This is a genomic window from Aquabacterium sp., from assembly GCF_029946005.1.
GTDB lineage: Bacteria > Pseudomonadota > Gammaproteobacteria > Burkholderiales > Burkholderiaceae_C > Aquabacterium.
The window spans coordinates 387,104-402,909 of record NZ_JAQSDR010000006.1; the positions used below are offsets into that span (position 1 = coordinate 387,104).

The window sequence follows — 15,806 nt, forward strand, 5'->3', positions numbered from 1 at the left end:
TGTAATCATTCGATTACGAACCGTCAAGTGCACCTGCTTCATTGACCCGACGCTTAAGCCAGCACCGCCCGGCTGGCCAAGGCCGCCGCCGCAGCGCGCGTCTCCACCCCCAACTTTTCAAAGATGTGCTCCAGGTGCTTGTTCACCGTGCGGTGGCTCAGGCCCAGGATCTCAGCGATGTCGCGGTTGGTCTTGCCTTTGGCCAGCCACGACAGCACCTCGGTTTCGCGCGGCGTGAGCGCGGCCAGGTCCAGGCGGGGCCGCGTGCCCCAGGCGTTGCGCAAGTGCGTGGCCAGGCGCGCCAGCACTTCTTCGATGCGCACGGGCTTGACCACGTAGTCCACACCGCCCGCGTCAAAACCGGCCACCACGTCAGCGGTTTCAGACAGGCCGGTCATGAAGATCACCGGGATCTTGCACCAGACCTCGTGGGCCTTGATCTGCTTGCAAGTCTCGAAGCCCGACAGGCCCGGCATCACCGCGTCCAGCAAGATGGCGTCGGGCAGGATCAGCGACAAGCGCTCCAGCGCCTGCAATCCATCGCGGGCCACCAGCACGGTGTAGCCCTCGTTGGCCAGCGCATCGCACAGCATGCGCAAGGTGTCGACGGCATCGTCCACCACCAGCACGGTGCCCAGGTGGGGTTCAGGCTTGGGGCTCATCCAGCACATCCTCAGAAATCACAGGGTTCAAACGCTCGATCAAGGTGTCAAACTCGAATTGGTCGGCCAGGTGGGACAGGTTCACCCACTCGCTTTGCCATTGCGGGTAACGCTCGCCCAGTTGCGTCAGTTTTTGGCGCAAAGCGCGCAGGTGGCCGATGCGGGCCAGGCGGCACAGCTCTTCAACGATTTCGGCGGGCAGGTCGCTGACGGTCAGGCGGGGTGCGCCGATGGCCTCGGCATCGTTGCTGAGCTGGGTCAACAGGTGAAGCGGCAAGGCGGCGGGCTCGGTGCTCCATTCAAGCGCCAAGTGTTCGCCCAAAGTGTCCAACAGCTCTGATTCGATCACCGGTTTGGCCACGAAGGCCTGGCATTGCGCGGCCTGCAGGTTCTCGGGCCGGTTCTCGAACACATTGGCCGAGACCATGATGATGGGCACATCGGTGAAACCGGCCGCTCGGATCTGCCGGGCCACTTGCCAGCCATCGACATCGTCCATGGTGATGTCCAGCAGCACCGCATCGGGGCAGGCTTCGCGCACGCTTTCAAGGCACTCCTGGCCGCTGGCCGCCTCGCGCAGCACAAAACCCAGTGGCAGCAACATGCCGGCCAGCATCTGGCGCTGGATGGGTTGGTCATCCACCACCAACAAGGTGCGCCGTGGGCCGATGTAGCCCGTGATGGGCAGGTGACGCGGGCGCGCGGCCAGGGCCGATTGCGGCGGCATGGCGGGCTCGGCGATCTCGCGCAGGTACATGCGCACGGTGAAGGTGCTGCCCTGCCCCAACTCGCTCTTCACGCTGAGTTCGCCGCCCATCAGCTCGGTCAACAGGTGGGTGATCGTCAGGCCCAGGCCGGTGCCAGGCTCACTGCTGCGGCGGCCCGCGCTGCCGCGCTCAAAGGGCAGGAAGATGCGGTCCAGATCCTGAGGCGCGATGCCGATGCCCGTGTCGATGACCTCGAAGCGCAGCACCTCGCGGCGCGCATCGACCATTAGCGTGATGCGGCCTTTGTAGGTGAAGCGCGCGGCGTTGCTCAGCAGGTTGAGCAGGATCTGGCGCAGGCGCTTGGCATCGGCGTAGACCCAGGCGGGTACGCGGCCGCGCGTTTCCAGCGCAAAGTCCAGGCCCTTGGCTTCGGTCTGCGTTTGCACCATGCGGACCACGTCGTCCACGAACTCACGCAAAGGCAGTGGCACCGGGTCAAGCCGCAGGCGGCCAGCCTCAATCCGCGCCAGGTCCAGCAGGCCATCGATCAGGCCCATCAGGTGTTCGCCGCTGCGCTGGATGGTGTTCAAAGCCTCGCGGCCCGAGCCTTGTCGCTGCTCATCCTTCAGCAGGATCTGCGCATAACCCATGATGCTGTTGAGCGGCGTGCGCAGCTCGTGCGTCATGCCAGTCACGTAGCGCGTCTTGGCCTGGTTGGCGGCCTCGGCCAGGTCTTTGGCGGCTTGCAAGGCGGCATCGGTGCGGCGGTGGGCATCGATCTCCAGCTGCAGCAACTGGTTGTGCCGGTTGCTTTCATCTTGCGCCAAATGCCTGCTCTCAGACGCCAGCACCACCCACCAGGAGCACACCGCCGCGGCCAGCAGCAACAGGGCATAGACCTTGATGAAGGGCCCTTCCAGCATGGCCAAGGCGGGCCCGTTCACGGCATCGACCACGTGGTTGACCACCCCCTCCTGGTAATAGACCACGCCCAGCACCATCGCCAACAGCGCGGCCAGCGACAGGAACACCACGAGGTAATGGCCCACGCGAAAATTGATGCGGCTGGACAGCTGCAGCGGTAGCACCGCCGTCAGCGCATCCGACACCTGCTCGGCCGCACTCGATCGGCTCTTGCAACGATCATGACAACGCGATTCCAGCGTGCAGCACAGCGAGCAGATGGGCGCATCGTAGGCGGGGCAGGTGGCCATGTCTTCAGATTCGAACTGGTTCTCGCACACCGAACAAGCCACCATCTGGCCAGGTGCCCAGGGCGTCTTGTTGGGCCGGGCCAGGTAATAGCGGCCCTTGGTGGTCCAGGCCAGCAAAGGTGAGGCGATCAGGGCGGTGATCAAAGCGATGAAGGGCGATCCCGCCTGGGCCAGCTCGCCGAACATGCCCGCGTGCGCCGCGAAGGCCATCACCGTGGCCAGCAAGGTGGCGCCCAGGCCCACGGGGTTCAGGTCATACAGGTAAGCGCGCTTGAACTCGATGTGCTTGGGGCTCCAGCCCAGCGGCTTGTTGATGACCAGATCAGCCACCAGTGCCCCCACCCAGCCGATGGCCACGTTGCCATACAGGCCCAGCACGCGCTCCAGCGCGCCGAACACGCCCAGCGTCATCAGCATGACCGCGATCAACACATTGAAGACCAGCCACACCACGCGGCCCGGGTGGCTGTGCGTGAGCCGCGCGAAGAAGTTGGACCAGGCCAGCGAACCCGCATAGGCATTGGTCACGTTGATCTTGACCTGCGAGACGATGACGAAGAGCACCATGCTGCCCAGCGCCCAGGTGGGGGAGGTGAAGACTTCGCTGAACCCGGCCAGGTACATCTGCGTGGGCTCCATGGCCTTGTGGGCGGGCACGTGGTGCTGCAAGGCCAGAAAAGCAAGGAAGCCGCCGCCCACCATCTTCAGCATGCCGGGCACCACCCAGCCGGGCCCGGCCACCAGCACGGCGGCCCACCAACGCACGCGGTTCTCTTTGGTCTTCTCGGGCAGAAATCGCAAGAAATCAACCTGCTCGCCCACCTGCACGATCAGCGAGAACACCACCGTGGCCGCCATGCCAAAGGCCATCAGGTTGAAATCACTGCTACCCGAACTGCGGCCCACCATGCCCGTGAACTCGACATAGGCCTCAGGCCGCTTGATGGCCACGAACACGAAGGGGCACACGAACATCAACGCCCACAAAGGCTGCGTCCACAACTGCAAGCGCGAGATCAAGGTGATGCCGTGCGTGACCAGCGGCACGATCACCAGCGAAGAGACCAGGTAGCACACGGGGAGAGACCAGTCGAACACCATCTGCAAGGCGAGCGCCATGATGGCCGCCTCCAGCGCAAAGAAGATGAAAGTGAAGCTGGCGTAGATCAGCGAGGTGAGCGTGGAGCCCAGGTAGCCAAAGCCCGCGCCACGCGTGAGCAGGTCCAGGTCGAGCCCGTACTTGGCCGCGTAGTAGCTGATGGGCAGGCCCGTCATGAAGATGATCAGGCCCACCACCAGCGTGGCCCACAGCATGTTCGAGAAGCCGTAGTTCAGCGCGATGGCGCCGCCAATCGCCTCCAGGGCCAGGAAGGACACCGCGCCAAACGCCGTGTTGGCCACGCGGAACTCCGACCACTTGCGGAAGGTGCGTGGCGTGTAGCGAAGGGCGTAGTCCTCCAGGGTTTCGTTGGCCACCCAGGAGTTGTAGTCACGACGAATGCGAAAGATCTTCTGCGGGGCAACGGACACAGACAGGCTCCGTGGAATGAAGACTCTAGGGCAATTGCAAGAAGCGATCCACCAGCCCATCTACGTTGAATGACGTATTCAAGGAAGCCCGACTCTTGCTTACTGTGAAGGCCATGGTCACACCGGCAGCGCATGCACGAATTCATGCACGCACCAAGGTGTGGCATCCGTAGTCCCTTTTTTGTGCGCAAGGAGCTTTTCCATGTCGAATGACCGTGACGATTCCAATCAGCAAAACCGCCGCCGCCTGTTGCAGGGCATTGGTGCCCTTCCCCTCGTGGGCATGACGGGGCTGAGCCACGGAGCCGCCCCCGCCACTGCTGCGATCAACACGACGAAGCTGGCCATCACCGACACCGAAGTCACCGTGGGCCAGTTGCACTCCGCAACCGGCACCATGGCGATTTCGGAAACCGGCTCCATCCAGGCCGAGCAATTGGCCATTGACCAGATCAACGCCATGGGCGGCATCCTGGGCCGCAAGATCAAGGTCATCAAGGAAGACGGCGCCTCTGATTGGCCTACGTTTGCCGAGAAGTCCAAGAAGCTGCTCGTCAACGACCACGTGGCCGCCGTGTTCGGTTGCTGGACCTCGGCCTCGCGCAAAGCCGTGCTGCCGATCTTTGAAAAGGAAAACGGCCTGCTGTACTACCCCACCTTCTACGAAGGCCTGGAGCAGTCCAAGAACGTGATCTACACGGGGCAAGAAGCCACGCAGCAAATCATCTGGGGCCTGGACTGGGCCTCGAAAGAGAAGAAGGCCAAGACCTACTTCCTGGTCGGCTCCGACTACATCTGGCCCCGCACCTCGATGAAGATTGCGCGCAAGCACATCGAGTCCGTCGCCAAGCTGGGCAAGGTCGTGGGTGAAGAGTACTACCCGCTGGGCAACACCAACTTCAACTCCCTGATCAACAAGATCAAGGTGGCCAAGCCAGACTGCATCTTCGCCGCCGTGGTGGGTGGCTCCAACGTGGCCTTCTACAAGCAGCTCAAGGCCGCCGGCATCACGGGCGCCAAGCAGTTCCTGCTGACCCTGTCGGTGACCGAGGACGAAATGCTCGGCGTGGGTGGCGAAAACTTCGCGGGCTTCTACTCGTCGATGAAGTACTTCCAATCGCTCGACAACGACAACAACAAGAAGTTCGTGGCCGCGTTCAAGGCCAAGTACGGCCCCAAATCGGTGATCGGCGACGTGACGCAAGCCGGTTACCTCGGCCCCTGGTTGTGGAAGGCCGCCGTTGAAAAGGCGGGCAGCTTCGACGTGGACAAGGTCGTGGCCGCATCCCCGGGCATCGAGCTGAAGATCGCACCAGAAGGGTACGTGAAGCTGCACGACAACCACCACTTGTGGAGCAAGGCCCGCATCGCCCAAGGCCAGCCTGACGGCACCTTCAAGGTGGTGGCCGAATCCAAGGACTTGATCGAACCCAATCCTTTCCCCAAGGGCTATCAGTAAGGCAGTACCCCCTCGCCATTGGTCCAGCAGTAAGGACCAACCCGGCGAGGGGTTTTTTCATTCGATCAGTGAGTTTGGTCAGGAGCGCGTGATGACTCTTTCAGAAATACTCAACATCAGCGTGATGCAGGGGTTCGCAGGCTTGAGCCTGTTTTCCGTGTTGCTGCTCATGGGCCTCGGCCTGGCCATCATCTTTGGCCAGATGGGGGTGATCAACCTGGCCCATGGCGAGTTCATGACCATTGGCGCCTACACCATCTACATGGTGTCCAGCTATGTTGAAGTCAAGTACCCCGGCTTCATGCCCTACTACTTTCCCTGTGCCATCGTCCTGGCCTTCTTCATCGCCTTCGCGGCAGGCTACCTGGCCGAATGGGCTTTGATCCGCCACCTGTACAAGCGCCCGCTCGACACCCTGCTCGCCACCTGGGGCTTGAGCCTGGGCATGCAGCAATGCTTTCGCACCTTCATCGGCCCCAAAGAAGTGAGCCCCACCCTGCCTGAATGGCTGATGGGTTCGTGGGCCCCCAAAGAAGGCCTGGACATCCCCATCAACGGCATGTTCGTGATGGGCTTGACCGCCTTGGTCACCGCTGGCGTGATGCTCGCGCTCTACAAATCGCGCTGGGGCTTGCGGGTTCGCGCCTCGGTGTCCAACCGCATGATGGCCAACGCCATCGGCATCAACACCAGCCGCACCGACCGCCTCACCTTTGCCATCGGTTGCGGCATCGCAGGCATCGCGGGTGCGGCCTTCACCACCATCGGCTCCACGGGCCCCACCTCCGGCTCGCTCTACATCGTGGACGCCTTCCTGGTGGTCACCTTCGGTGGTGCGGCCAGCCTGCTGGGCACCGTGGCCTCGGCCTTCGGCATCGCCCAAACGCAGTCCATCGCGGAGTTCTTCATCACGGGCTCGATGGCCAAGGTGCTGACGCTGTCGCTGATCGTGCTGATCCTGATGGTCCGTCCGCAAGGCCTGTTCGCCTCCAAGGTGCGTCGCTGAGCTTGTCAACGCGCACCCGACTTGACTGATACACGGAGTACTTACTCATGAAGAGTCTATTGAACTGGTTGAAAACGTCGAGTCTGGGCAGCATCCTGTTGCTGGCCCTGGTGATCCTGGTGGTGTTCCCGCTGTCGATGGACATCTTCCGCCTGAACCTGGTGGGCAAGTACCTGACCTATGGTTTCGTGGCCATCGGCCTGGTGATGCTGTGGGGCTGGAGCGGCACCCTGAGCCTGGGCCAGGGGGTGTTCTTCGGCTTGGGCGGTTATTGCATGGCCATGTTCCTGAAGCTGGAAGCATCTGATCCGGAGACCACCAAGATCCAGTCCACGCCAGGCATCCCTGACTTCATGGACTGGAACCAGATCACCGAGCTGCCCATGCTGTGGAAGCCTTTCCAAAGCCTGCCACTGACCCTGATCGCCGTGATCGCGGTGCCCACCTTGCTGGCCTTCATCATCAGCTACGCCATGTTCAAGCGGCGCGTGGGTGGCGTGTACTTCGCCATCATCACGCAGGCGGTCGCCCTGATCCTGACGGTGCTGATCATTGGCCAACAGGGCTACACCGGCGGCGTCAACGGCATGACCGACCTGAAGACCGTGCTGGGTTGGGACACCCGCACCGACAGCGCCAAGCTGATCCTGTACTTCGTGAACGCGGGCTTGCTGCTGGCTTGCATCCTGTTGTGCAAATGGGTGCAGACCAGCAAGCTGGGCACCCTGCTGCTGGCCATGCGAGACAAGGAAGACCGCGTGCGCTTCTCGGGCTACGACGTGTCGATGTTCAAGGTCTTCACCTTCTGCCTGGCGGCTGGCATCTCGGGCATTGGTGGCGCCATGTTCGCCTTGCAAGTGGGCTTCATGTCGCCGTCCTTCGTGGGCATCGTGCCGTCGATCGAGATGGTGATCTTTGCTGCCGTGGGTGGGCGCATGAGCCTGGTCGGCGCGGTGTACGGCACCTTGTTGGTGAACGCGGGCAAGACCTACTTCTCGGAGACCGCCCCTGACCTGTGGCTCTTCCTGATGGCCGCGCTGTTCATCGGTGTGGTGATGGCCTTCCCCAACGGCCTGGCCGGTTTGTACGAAGAGAAGATCAAGCCCTGGGCCGCCAAGCGCCGTGTTGATCTGGCCGCCGAGAAGGCACGCCGCAAGGCCCGCGATGCGGAGGATGCCAAGCCGGTTGCGGCGGTCCCTGCACCAGCAGTCGCTTCTTCGCCCACCCCGCAAATGCCCAACGGCATGAGCAACCAGCAAGCCTGATCGCCACAAGGAACGACTGAATCATGAGCAACACTGACTTCGTCCTCGCGGTGGAAGACCTCACCGTGTCCTTCGATGGTTTCAAGGCCATCGATGCCCTGACCTTGTACGTGGACCGTGGCGAGCTGCGCGTCATCATCGGCCCCAACGGCGCGGGCAAGACCACCTTGCTGGACCTGATCTGCGGCAAGACCCGCGCCTCGGGTGGCAGCATCAAGTTCAAAAACAAAGAGATGACCAAGATGCAGGAGCACAAGATCGTGCGCGCTGGCATCGGCCGCAAGTTCCAAACGCCCTCCATCTACGAAAACCTCAGCGTCTTCAAGAACCTGGAAGTGTCCTTTCCACGCGGTCGCAGCGTGTTCGGCGCCCTGTCATTCAGCTGCACCGACGAGGTCAAGGCCCGCATCCAATCGGTCGTTGAAGAGATCGGCCTGAAAGATCAACTGCACACCGAATCCGGCCTGCTCTCGCACGGCCAGAAGCAATGGCTGGAGATCGGCATGCTGCTGATGCAAGACCCCGAACTGCTGATGCTGGACGAGCCCATCGCCGGAATGAGCGTGCGCGAGCGCGAGCTGACCGCCGAGCTGCTGCAACGCATCGCCAAGAACCGCTCGCTCATCGTGATTGAGCACGACATGGAGTTCGTCAAGCGCATCGCCGACAAGGTGACCGTGATGCACCAGGGAAAGATCCTGGCGGAAGGGTCGATGGACAAGGTCCAGAACGATCCCAAGGTCATCGACGTGTATCTGGGCCATTGAGCCAAGCACTGAACAAGGAAACACACACCATGTTGTCAGTCAACGATCTGTTTGTCGCTTATGGCCAAAGCGAGGCGCTGCACGGCATCTCGTTCGAGGCCAAGTCCAAGGAAACCGTGGCCATCATGGGCCGCAACGGCATGGGCAAGACCACGCTGTTCAAGAGCCTGATGGGCGTGCTGCCCACCAAGTCGGGCAAGGTTGAAGTGGGCGGGCTTGATGTGACCAAAGATGAGAGCTATCGGCGCGTGGCCAAGGGCATCGCCTATGTGCCGCAAGGCCGCATGATCTTCCCCACGCTGACGGTGGAAGAGAACATCCAGACCGGCCTGGAGAACGCCAAGCACAAGCGCATCCCCGATGAGATCTACGCGCTCTTCCCCGTGCTGTTCGACATGCGCGCGCGCAAGGGCGGCAACCTGTCGGGCGGCCAGCAACAACAGTTGGCCATTGCGCGCGCGCTGGTCACCAACCCCAAGGTGCTGCTGCTCGATGAGCCCACCGAGGGCATCCAGCCTTCCATCATCAAGGACATCGCCAAGGCCCTGAACGAGATCAGAAAGATGCGCGACATCACGATCATCGTCTCCGAGCAAGTGCTGTCTTTTGCGCTGGACGTGGCCGACCGCCTCTTCGTGATCGAAGGCGGCCGCCTGGTCCATGAAACCAACCGCGCCGACACCGATGTCGCGCGCATCAAGCAATACCTTTCCGTGTAAGCCCAAAGGAGCCAAGCCATGCCTGATACCCTGATCAAAGTCGACCTCAAAGAATCCCCTTACGCCAACGAGAACATCCACAACCGCTGGCACCCCGATGTGCCGATGGCCTGCTGGGTCAACCCCGGCGATGACTTCGTGCTGGAAACCTACGACTGGACCGGCGGCTTCATCAAGAACGACAACAGCGCCGACGACATCCGCGACATTGACCTGTCAATCGTCCACTTCCTGTCCGGCCCCGTGGGCGTCAAAGGCGCCGAGCCGGGCGACCTGCTGGTGGTTGATCTGCTGGACATCGGTGCCAAGCCCGAGAGCCTGTGGGGCTTCAACGGCTTCTTCAGCAAGAAGAACGGCGGCGGCTTTTTGACCGACCACTTCCCGCTGGCCCAGAAATCCATCTGGGACTTCAACGGCATGTTCACCAAGAGCCGCCACATCCCCGGCGTTGAGTTTGCCGGCCTGATCCACCCCGGCTTGATCGGCTGCCTGCCCGACCAGAAGATGCTGGACATGTGGAACGAGCGCGAGATCGACTTCATCGCCACCGAACCCAACCGCGTGCCCCCTTTGGCCAACGCCCCCTTCGCGCCCACCGCCCACATGGGCAAGCTGACCGGCCCGGCGCGCGACAAAGCCGCCGCCGAAGGCGCCCGCACCGTGCCCCCGCGTGAACACGGCGGCAACTGCGACATCAAGGATTTGTCGCGCGGCTCCAAGGTCTTCTTCCCGGTGTATGTGGACGGCGCCGGCCTGAGCGTGGGCGACCTGCACTTCAGCCAGGGCGACGGCGAAATCACCTTCTGCGGCGCCATCGAGATGGCCGGCTGGGTGCACATGCGCGTCAGCCTCATCAAGGGCGGCATGGCCAAGTACGGCATCAAGAACCCCGTGTTCAAGCCCAGCACCATCACGCCCAACTACAAGGATTACCTGATCTTTGAAGGCATCTCGGTGGACGAGCAAGGCAAGCAGCACTACCTGGACGTGAACGTGGCCTACCGCCAGGCCTGCCTGAACGCCATCGAGTACCTGAAGAAGTTTGGCTACAGCGGCGCGCAGGCTTACTCCATCCTGGGCACGGCCCCCGTGCAAGGCCACATCAGCGGTGTGGTCGACATCCCCAACGCGTGTGCCACCTTGTGGTTGCCGACCGAGATCTTCGAGTTCGACATCAACCCCAATGCCTCGGGGCCCATCAAGATGCTGGATGGCAGCATCGACATGCCTTTGTCACAGGACCTCTGACCATGCCGACCTACGAATACGACTGCCCCGGTTGCGGGGGTTTCGACGCCCTGCGCAGCATCTCGCAACGCAACGAGCCGTGCGCCTGCCCGGAATGCGGCAGCGCCTCGGGCCGCGTGTTCGCCACGGCCCCGAGCCTGGCGTGTGTCAGCAGTGACACACGCACGGCGATGGACCGCAATGAGAAGGCGCGGCATGAGCCGCGTTCTTCAAAGGACAAGGATGGGAGCTATGGCCGGTTGAGCCACCCGTCGGGGTGCGGGTGTTGCTCGACTTCTTCCAAGGGAATTCGCAGCGCGACAGTGACAGGGGCGAATGGAAACAAGATGTTTCCATCGAAAAGGCCTTGGATGATCAGCCACTGAGTTGCTCTGGGCTCCAAGACCGGAAATGCGCGACAGAACTGCCTCAACTTCCACCATGAAGTGCCGAAAAGCAACGCACCATTAGAGTGCTCCGCTCACCGCTTCCACCACGGTGCTGCATCGATGAGTCGCATGTGGACCGGAAGCTCCGGTCGAAACCCGGTGGACGGAGAAACAATGATGGAATTCTTTCGCAAAGCGCGCATCAGCAGCCGCATGCTGGCGCTCGCCCTTCTGAGTGGCTTATTGACCCTGGCCGTCGGCGTCGTCGGTCTGACGCAGTCGTCGAGGATCAACGGCATGCTCAACAGCATGTATGACGAGAACCTCGTGCCCGTTGCCGACATCGCCAATGCCAACATGGAGGCGATTTACCACCACCGCGCCACGATCACGTACGTGGCGCAGCCCGACCGGGAAGTGATGAAACGCATCGCGGCCGGTGCGGACAAGAACCTGGTCAAGATGAAGGAGTTGCTGGACAAGTACCGCAAAACGCAGCTGACGCCTGCGGAGACCAGCTTGCTGGCCAAGCTGGACGACGTGTGGCAACCCTACTTGGCCGCCGCAAGCAAGGCCGCCAAAACCTCGCTGGACGGTGACGACGCTGCCGCGATGAAGCTGATGCTTGACGAGGTGCAGCCCCTGTTCCAAAAAGCAGACGATGTGCTGACTGACCTCGTCGACTTGAACATGGCTCTTGGAAAGAAGGCTTACGACGACAGCGACGTGGTCGTGGCGGAGGTGCGCTGGCTCCTGGGCTGCGTGATGCTGGGCGCCGTGTTGCTCTCGGTCGGTGGGGCCTTGCTGATCAGCCGCAGCATCACCCGGCCGCTGGGTGGTGAGCCCGACGACCTGGTCCGGGCGGCCGACGCCGTCGCCAGTGGTGACCTGAGCGTGGCGCTCGAGGTTCCTTCCGGCGACACGAGCAGTGCCATGGCGCGCATGTCAGCCATGCAGTCGGCGCTGGCCAGTGTGGTGGCCAACGTCCGCGCAAACTCTGAGAGCGTGGCGACGGCCAGTGCTCAGATCGCCCAAGGCAATCAGGACCTGAGCCAGCGCACCGAAGAGCAGGCCAGCGCGCTGCAGCAGACGGCTGCCACCATGGAGCAGCTGAGTACCACGGTGAGCAACAACACGGACAGTGCCAAGCAGGCAAATCAACTGGCCCAGGGCGCCTCAGCCGTCGCAGCCCAAGGCGGTGAGGTGGTGGGCCAGGTCGTCACCACGATGCAGGGCATCAGCGACAGCAGCCGCAAGATCGGCGACATCATCGGCGTCATTGATGGCATTGCGTTTCAGACGAACATCCTGGCGCTGAACGCCGCCGTGGAAGCCGCCCGCGCTGGCGAACAAGGCCGTGGCTTCGCGGTGGTGGCCAGCGAGGTGCGCAGCCTCGCCCAGCGCAGCGCAGAAGCCGCCAAGGAAATCAAGACGCTCATCGGCCGCAGTGTCGAGCAGGTCGAACAAGGCACGGTGCTGGTCGACCAGGCTGGCAAGACCATGAACGAGATCGTGGGCTCCATCAGGCGCGTGAGCGACATCGTGGCCGAGATCACCTCGGCCAGCGTCGAACAGAGTTCGGGCATCGCTCAAGTCGGCAATGCGGTGAGCCAGATGGACCAGGTGACGCAGCAGAACGCGGCCTTGGTGGAAGAGAGTGCCGCGGCGGCCGAGAGCCTGAAGGGCCAGGCGCAGCAACTGGTGCAGGCGGTGGCGGTGTTCAAGCTGTCCGCAGACGCGCACATGGTTCCGTCTTACGCGGCTTCGCCTCCAGCGAACGCGCCCACCGGCGAGCGCAGGGGCCCCGACCGCGCCAAGAATGTCAGCCGACCGGCGTTCAAGGCCAAGGCCAAGGCGCCTGAGGCGTCTGTCAAGGCTGCTGCAGAGCCAGCCTCAGCCAGCGCCAGCACGGGGACCGACGATTGGACTTCGTTCTGACTACCTTGCCGTTTTTCAACCGCCACGAGCCGTATGCCTGACCTGAGTGAGAAGCGACACGCAAGGATCGGTGTAAATCGGCCAAGGTGGCTTCCTTGGCCGGCCCGTCGCCGCTTTGCAAGACCTTGAGGTATTTTGCAAAGCGCGAGTTCATGTAGTCGGCGTCGATCTTGCCCGTGTCGATCTCGGTGATGTGGCTGTGATGTTGGCTGATGCCCAGCGTGACTTGCGCCTTGGGGTCTTCGCCGAACTCATACACCGTTTTGTCCCAGGTGAAGCCCTGGATCTTCGCGGCCTCCAACACGGCGCTGAACTGGTTGAAGTGCTTGGCAAAGGCCGCACTTGCCGCGAGGTCGTCCGGCAGCTTCACGAAATCCGCGATGCTGGCTGCGCTGAAGGCTCAGTTTTCGGTCGGCGTCAACAAGCCGACCGGCGTTCAAGGCCAAGGCCAAGGCGCCTGAGGCGTCTGAGGCGTCTGTCAAGGCTGCTGCAGAACCAGCCTCAGCCAGCGCCAAAACGGGTACCGACGACTGGACTTCGTTCTGAATCTACAAACCGCGGCATGGGCTGCGGTCTTCAAAGGTGATGGGCGATTGCGCCCCCCTTCGGGGTGCGGGTGTTGCTCGACTTCTTCCAAGGGGATCAGAAGTGCGGCGGTGACGGGGCCAATGGGAACAAGGCGTTTCCGCCGAAGAGGCCTTGGATGATTAGGGGGTTTTAAAAACTTGTAGGCGTGACCCTAAAAAACTGTCATAAAGCAGCAGTTCCGGCAACCAGCTTTAACTTATCTCTTATATATTCGAATTCAGGCATTTCAAAAAAATCCTGGAGAATTGTATATAGAGATTTTTTATTTAACCCATCCCTCATTTGAAATAGGCATGGCGCTCTATTGTCATATTTACAGACGCGACACTGCAAAATAGCGGAGTTTTTGCATTTACTCACAAGTTGCTCAATTTCAAAAAAAAGCTCTTCCGCATAAACGGTTAGCAACCACTTACCTTTGACAAACAATCGCAGAGAGTCGATTTTTGGGGTCAGGCGAAACACTGCGGCAAAAGCATCAAGGTCGGCTTTCCTCAACTGTAAGTCTGCAATAGTTTTTTTATCTTTTCGCCTGCCCACACTAGATGAATATCCAATAATTGATTGGTAACCTGGATCAACCGCACCCTTCAGTGCATCCAGCGAAAAGTAATAAACATCATATACTTTTTCCTCAACCCTCAAATAAATTGACTCCACGTCAATTTCAATTGCTGAGGGAGATCTAGTCAAACGATTCACCACAGATCTGATGGAAAATTTATTGACAAAGTGGCTTTCGATTGAATAATAATTCAAACTAAAAATTGATGCCAATGCGGGTATTTCCCCTCGAAAATATTTAGCATCCCGATCAATTATACCTACTATGTATTGACCAGCCGATTTACCCGCCGGCATAGCCAAAGCCTCAATATTTTTCAGCGCCTGAACTACGCCATCATTTCCACCAGAGAGTCCTTCAAGCATGTCAACAGAATAAATTTCGCATACAATATTCGCGGAATTGGCCACCCCTTCATAGATTCGCAAATCATCAACGCCCTCTACAATGACATACGGCGTTTTTGACATGATGGCCAAGTTAAGCAATTCATCCGGCTCATACTTATTCATTGAGCACCTTTATTCACGATCAATTCCGACAAAAATGACGGGTTTCTTTTTGCGAGAATAGGACTGTGAGATGCCACAATTATCTGCGTATGCGGAGCCAAATTATGAAGGAGCCCCATAAGCTCACGCTGCCATTTAATATTTAAAGAAATTTCCGGCTCGTCAATTATTAAGAAATTCCGCTCACGTCCTTGAAATAATACCAGCGTTAAAAATGTCAGGATATGGCGCTCACCGCTGGACAGGTCACTAACCTGCAATTCCCTTCCATCAACCTCAACATAAATTCTGTCATTTGATATCTGCAACTTCTTGCCATCTATCAAATAATCATTAAATTTCTCAGTCAAGAGATTTACGGAACGCAGCAAAAGTTGCTCAAACCTTAACTCCTGCATCATATTCCAGAGGAGCGTCTTCAATAGACTTATTTGGTAGACGGCATCATAACTGGCCTCGTCGTCGAGTTTTGTTAATTTTGAAATGATAGAATTTTTGAATTCATTCTTCGAGTTATCACTCAATGCTTCCACAAGTCTTAGCCGGTTGGTTTGCAGCGTGGAAATAAAATCACCCCTAGATACCTCTTCCTCAATTTCTTTTTTATCAGAAAGCTCTATCGCAAGGGTATTAAAAAGAGCGTCTTGAATTTGTTTTGTAGCTATTTCTCTAGCAAACTTATAATGATCAAGCAATATTTGCTCGATGTTTTCCAATTTAATATTTTGCAAGTTCAGGTGAGAGCTATCCAATTTCAACTCAGAACGCTTTGCCCGACTACTATTGACCTGCCACATCCTTATATGCCTAGACATATCTTCAGCCAACTCGTGGATACCACTCTCTCTTAACGAAGCTACCGATTTTAAATTGTTTCTATTTCGTGGGTGCAAAAAATAATTCAGAATAACGTCAGCATCAATTCGCGCCTGCTGAGTTGCAATCCCCCGTTCAACGCCCAAAGATAGCGATTTTGTTTTTACCAGCGCCGATTGCTCAAAATCAGACCAGTCATATTGCCCTTCAATTTTCTCAACCCGCACGAAGCCCAATAAATTCTCTCTAATCACCTCTCTATCGACAAGATATCCGGCGTCACTAAAAATCTCGTTTATCTCGTCATACAAGTATTCACAGACAATGGCTTGAACGGAAATTGATTCAAGATAGGCATTATCTTGGGAAAGAAAAGCATTTATGGCTCTAAGTGTCAAGTCCCGGCTGGTTATAAACGCGCTTCTTGAATAATTCAGGTTTT

13 protein-coding genes and 1 pseudogene are annotated in these 15,806 nt (G+C 59.2%); 9 read left to right on the forward strand and 5 right to left on the reverse strand.

Annotated features, from left to right (window positions below):
• Positions 1 to 53: 53 nt before the first annotated feature.
• Both PSV38_RS04855 and PSV38_RS04860 read right to left on the reverse strand, forming a co-directional pair.
• Positions 54 to 662, reverse strand: a complete 609-nt coding sequence (locus PSV38_RS04855) for a DNA-binding response regulator (RefSeq protein WP_300545505.1) — start codon at positions 660 to 662, stop codon at positions 54 to 56.
• Positions 646 to 4,113: an ATP-binding protein gene (locus tag PSV38_RS04860; RefSeq protein WP_300545507.1), complete on the reverse strand. Its 3,468-nt coding sequence runs from the start codon at positions 4,111 to 4,113 to the stop codon at positions 646 to 648. The genes PSV38_RS04855 and PSV38_RS04860 overlap by 17 nt, the downstream gene beginning before the upstream one ends.
• Before the next feature lie 202 nt (positions 4,114 to 4,315).
• On the opposite strand from PSV38_RS04860, the gene urtA reads away from it, so the two are divergent.
• The 8 genes from urtA to PSV38_RS04900 all read left to right on the forward strand — a co-directional run bounded on the left by urtA (position 4,316) and on the right by PSV38_RS04900 (position 12,883).
• A complete protein-coding gene (gene urtA / locus PSV38_RS04865) occupies positions 4,316 to 5,572 on the forward strand; it encodes an urea ABC transporter substrate-binding protein (RefSeq protein WP_300545510.1) in 1,257 nt (418 codons plus the stop codon).
• Positions 5,573 to 5,663: 91 nt separating this feature from the next.
• Positions 5,664 to 6,578, forward strand: a complete 915-nt coding sequence (urtB, locus tag PSV38_RS04870) for an urea ABC transporter permease subunit UrtB (RefSeq protein ID WP_300545513.1) — start codon at positions 5,664 to 5,666, stop codon at positions 6,576 to 6,578.
• A 47-nt stretch (positions 6,579 to 6,625) separates the two neighbouring features.
• On the forward strand, positions 6,626 to 7,843 hold the full coding sequence (urtC, locus tag PSV38_RS04875; RefSeq protein WP_300545515.1) for an urea ABC transporter permease subunit UrtC: 1,218 nt from the start codon (positions 6,626 to 6,628) through the stop codon (positions 7,841 to 7,843).
• Between the two features lie 23 nt (positions 7,844 to 7,866).
• Complete coding sequence (gene urtD / locus PSV38_RS04880) at positions 7,867 to 8,610, forward strand: urea ABC transporter ATP-binding protein UrtD (RefSeq protein WP_300545517.1); 744 nt, start codon at positions 7,867 to 7,869, stop codon at positions 8,608 to 8,610.
• Between the two features lie 29 nt (positions 8,611 to 8,639).
• Positions 8,640 to 9,329, forward strand: coding sequence for an urea ABC transporter ATP-binding subunit UrtE (urtE, locus tag PSV38_RS04885; protein ID WP_300545520.1), 690 nt, complete (start codon positions 8,640 to 8,642; stop codon positions 9,327 to 9,329).
• Positions 9,330 to 9,347: 18 nt separating this feature from the next.
• On the forward strand, positions 9,348 to 10,577 hold the full coding sequence (gene fmdA / locus PSV38_RS04890; RefSeq protein ID WP_300545523.1) for a formamidase: 1,230 nt from the start codon (positions 9,348 to 9,350) through the stop codon (positions 10,575 to 10,577).
• Between the two features lie 2 nt (positions 10,578 to 10,579).
• Positions 10,580 to 10,942 (forward strand): zinc ribbon domain-containing protein, encoded by a 363-nt coding sequence (locus PSV38_RS04895; RefSeq protein ID WP_300545526.1) that lies wholly within the window; start codon positions 10,580 to 10,582, stop codon positions 10,940 to 10,942.
• Between the two features lie 180 nt (positions 10,943 to 11,122).
• Positions 11,123 to 12,883, forward strand: coding sequence for a methyl-accepting chemotaxis protein (locus PSV38_RS04900; protein WP_300545529.1), 1,761 nt, complete (start codon positions 11,123 to 11,125; stop codon positions 12,881 to 12,883).
• Here PSV38_RS04900 and PSV38_RS04905 read toward each other — a convergent pair.
• Positions 12,816 to 13,253 carry a hypothetical protein gene (locus PSV38_RS04905; protein ID WP_300545531.1) on the reverse strand — a complete coding sequence of 146 codons (438 nt, stop codon included), beginning with the start codon at positions 13,251 to 13,253 and terminating at the stop codon, positions 12,816 to 12,818. The two genes, PSV38_RS04900 and PSV38_RS04905, sit on opposite strands and share 68 nt — an antisense overlap.
• Positions 13,254 to 13,473: 220 nt before the next feature.
• Between PSV38_RS04905 and PSV38_RS04910 the strand changes: the two are divergent.
• Positions 13,474 to 13,604, forward strand: a pseudogene (locus tag PSV38_RS04910) (zinc ribbon domain-containing protein); the annotation flags it as partial.
• A gap of 29 nt (positions 13,605 to 13,633) precedes the next feature.
• Here the strand turns inward: PSV38_RS04910 and PSV38_RS04915 are convergent.
• Together PSV38_RS04915 and PSV38_RS04920 are read right to left on the reverse strand one after the other, a co-directional pair.
• The gene (locus PSV38_RS04915) at positions 13,634 to 14,548 is read right to left on the reverse strand and encodes a DUF4435 domain-containing protein (RefSeq protein WP_300545534.1); all 915 of its coding nucleotides are present in this window, start codon (positions 14,546 to 14,548) and stop codon (positions 13,634 to 13,636) included.
• Positions 14,545 to 15,806 (reverse strand): AAA family ATPase (locus PSV38_RS04920; RefSeq protein ID WP_300545536.1); only part of this gene is annotated, 1,262 nt, incomplete at its 5' end. The genes PSV38_RS04920 and PSV38_RS04915, both read right to left, overlap by 4 nt.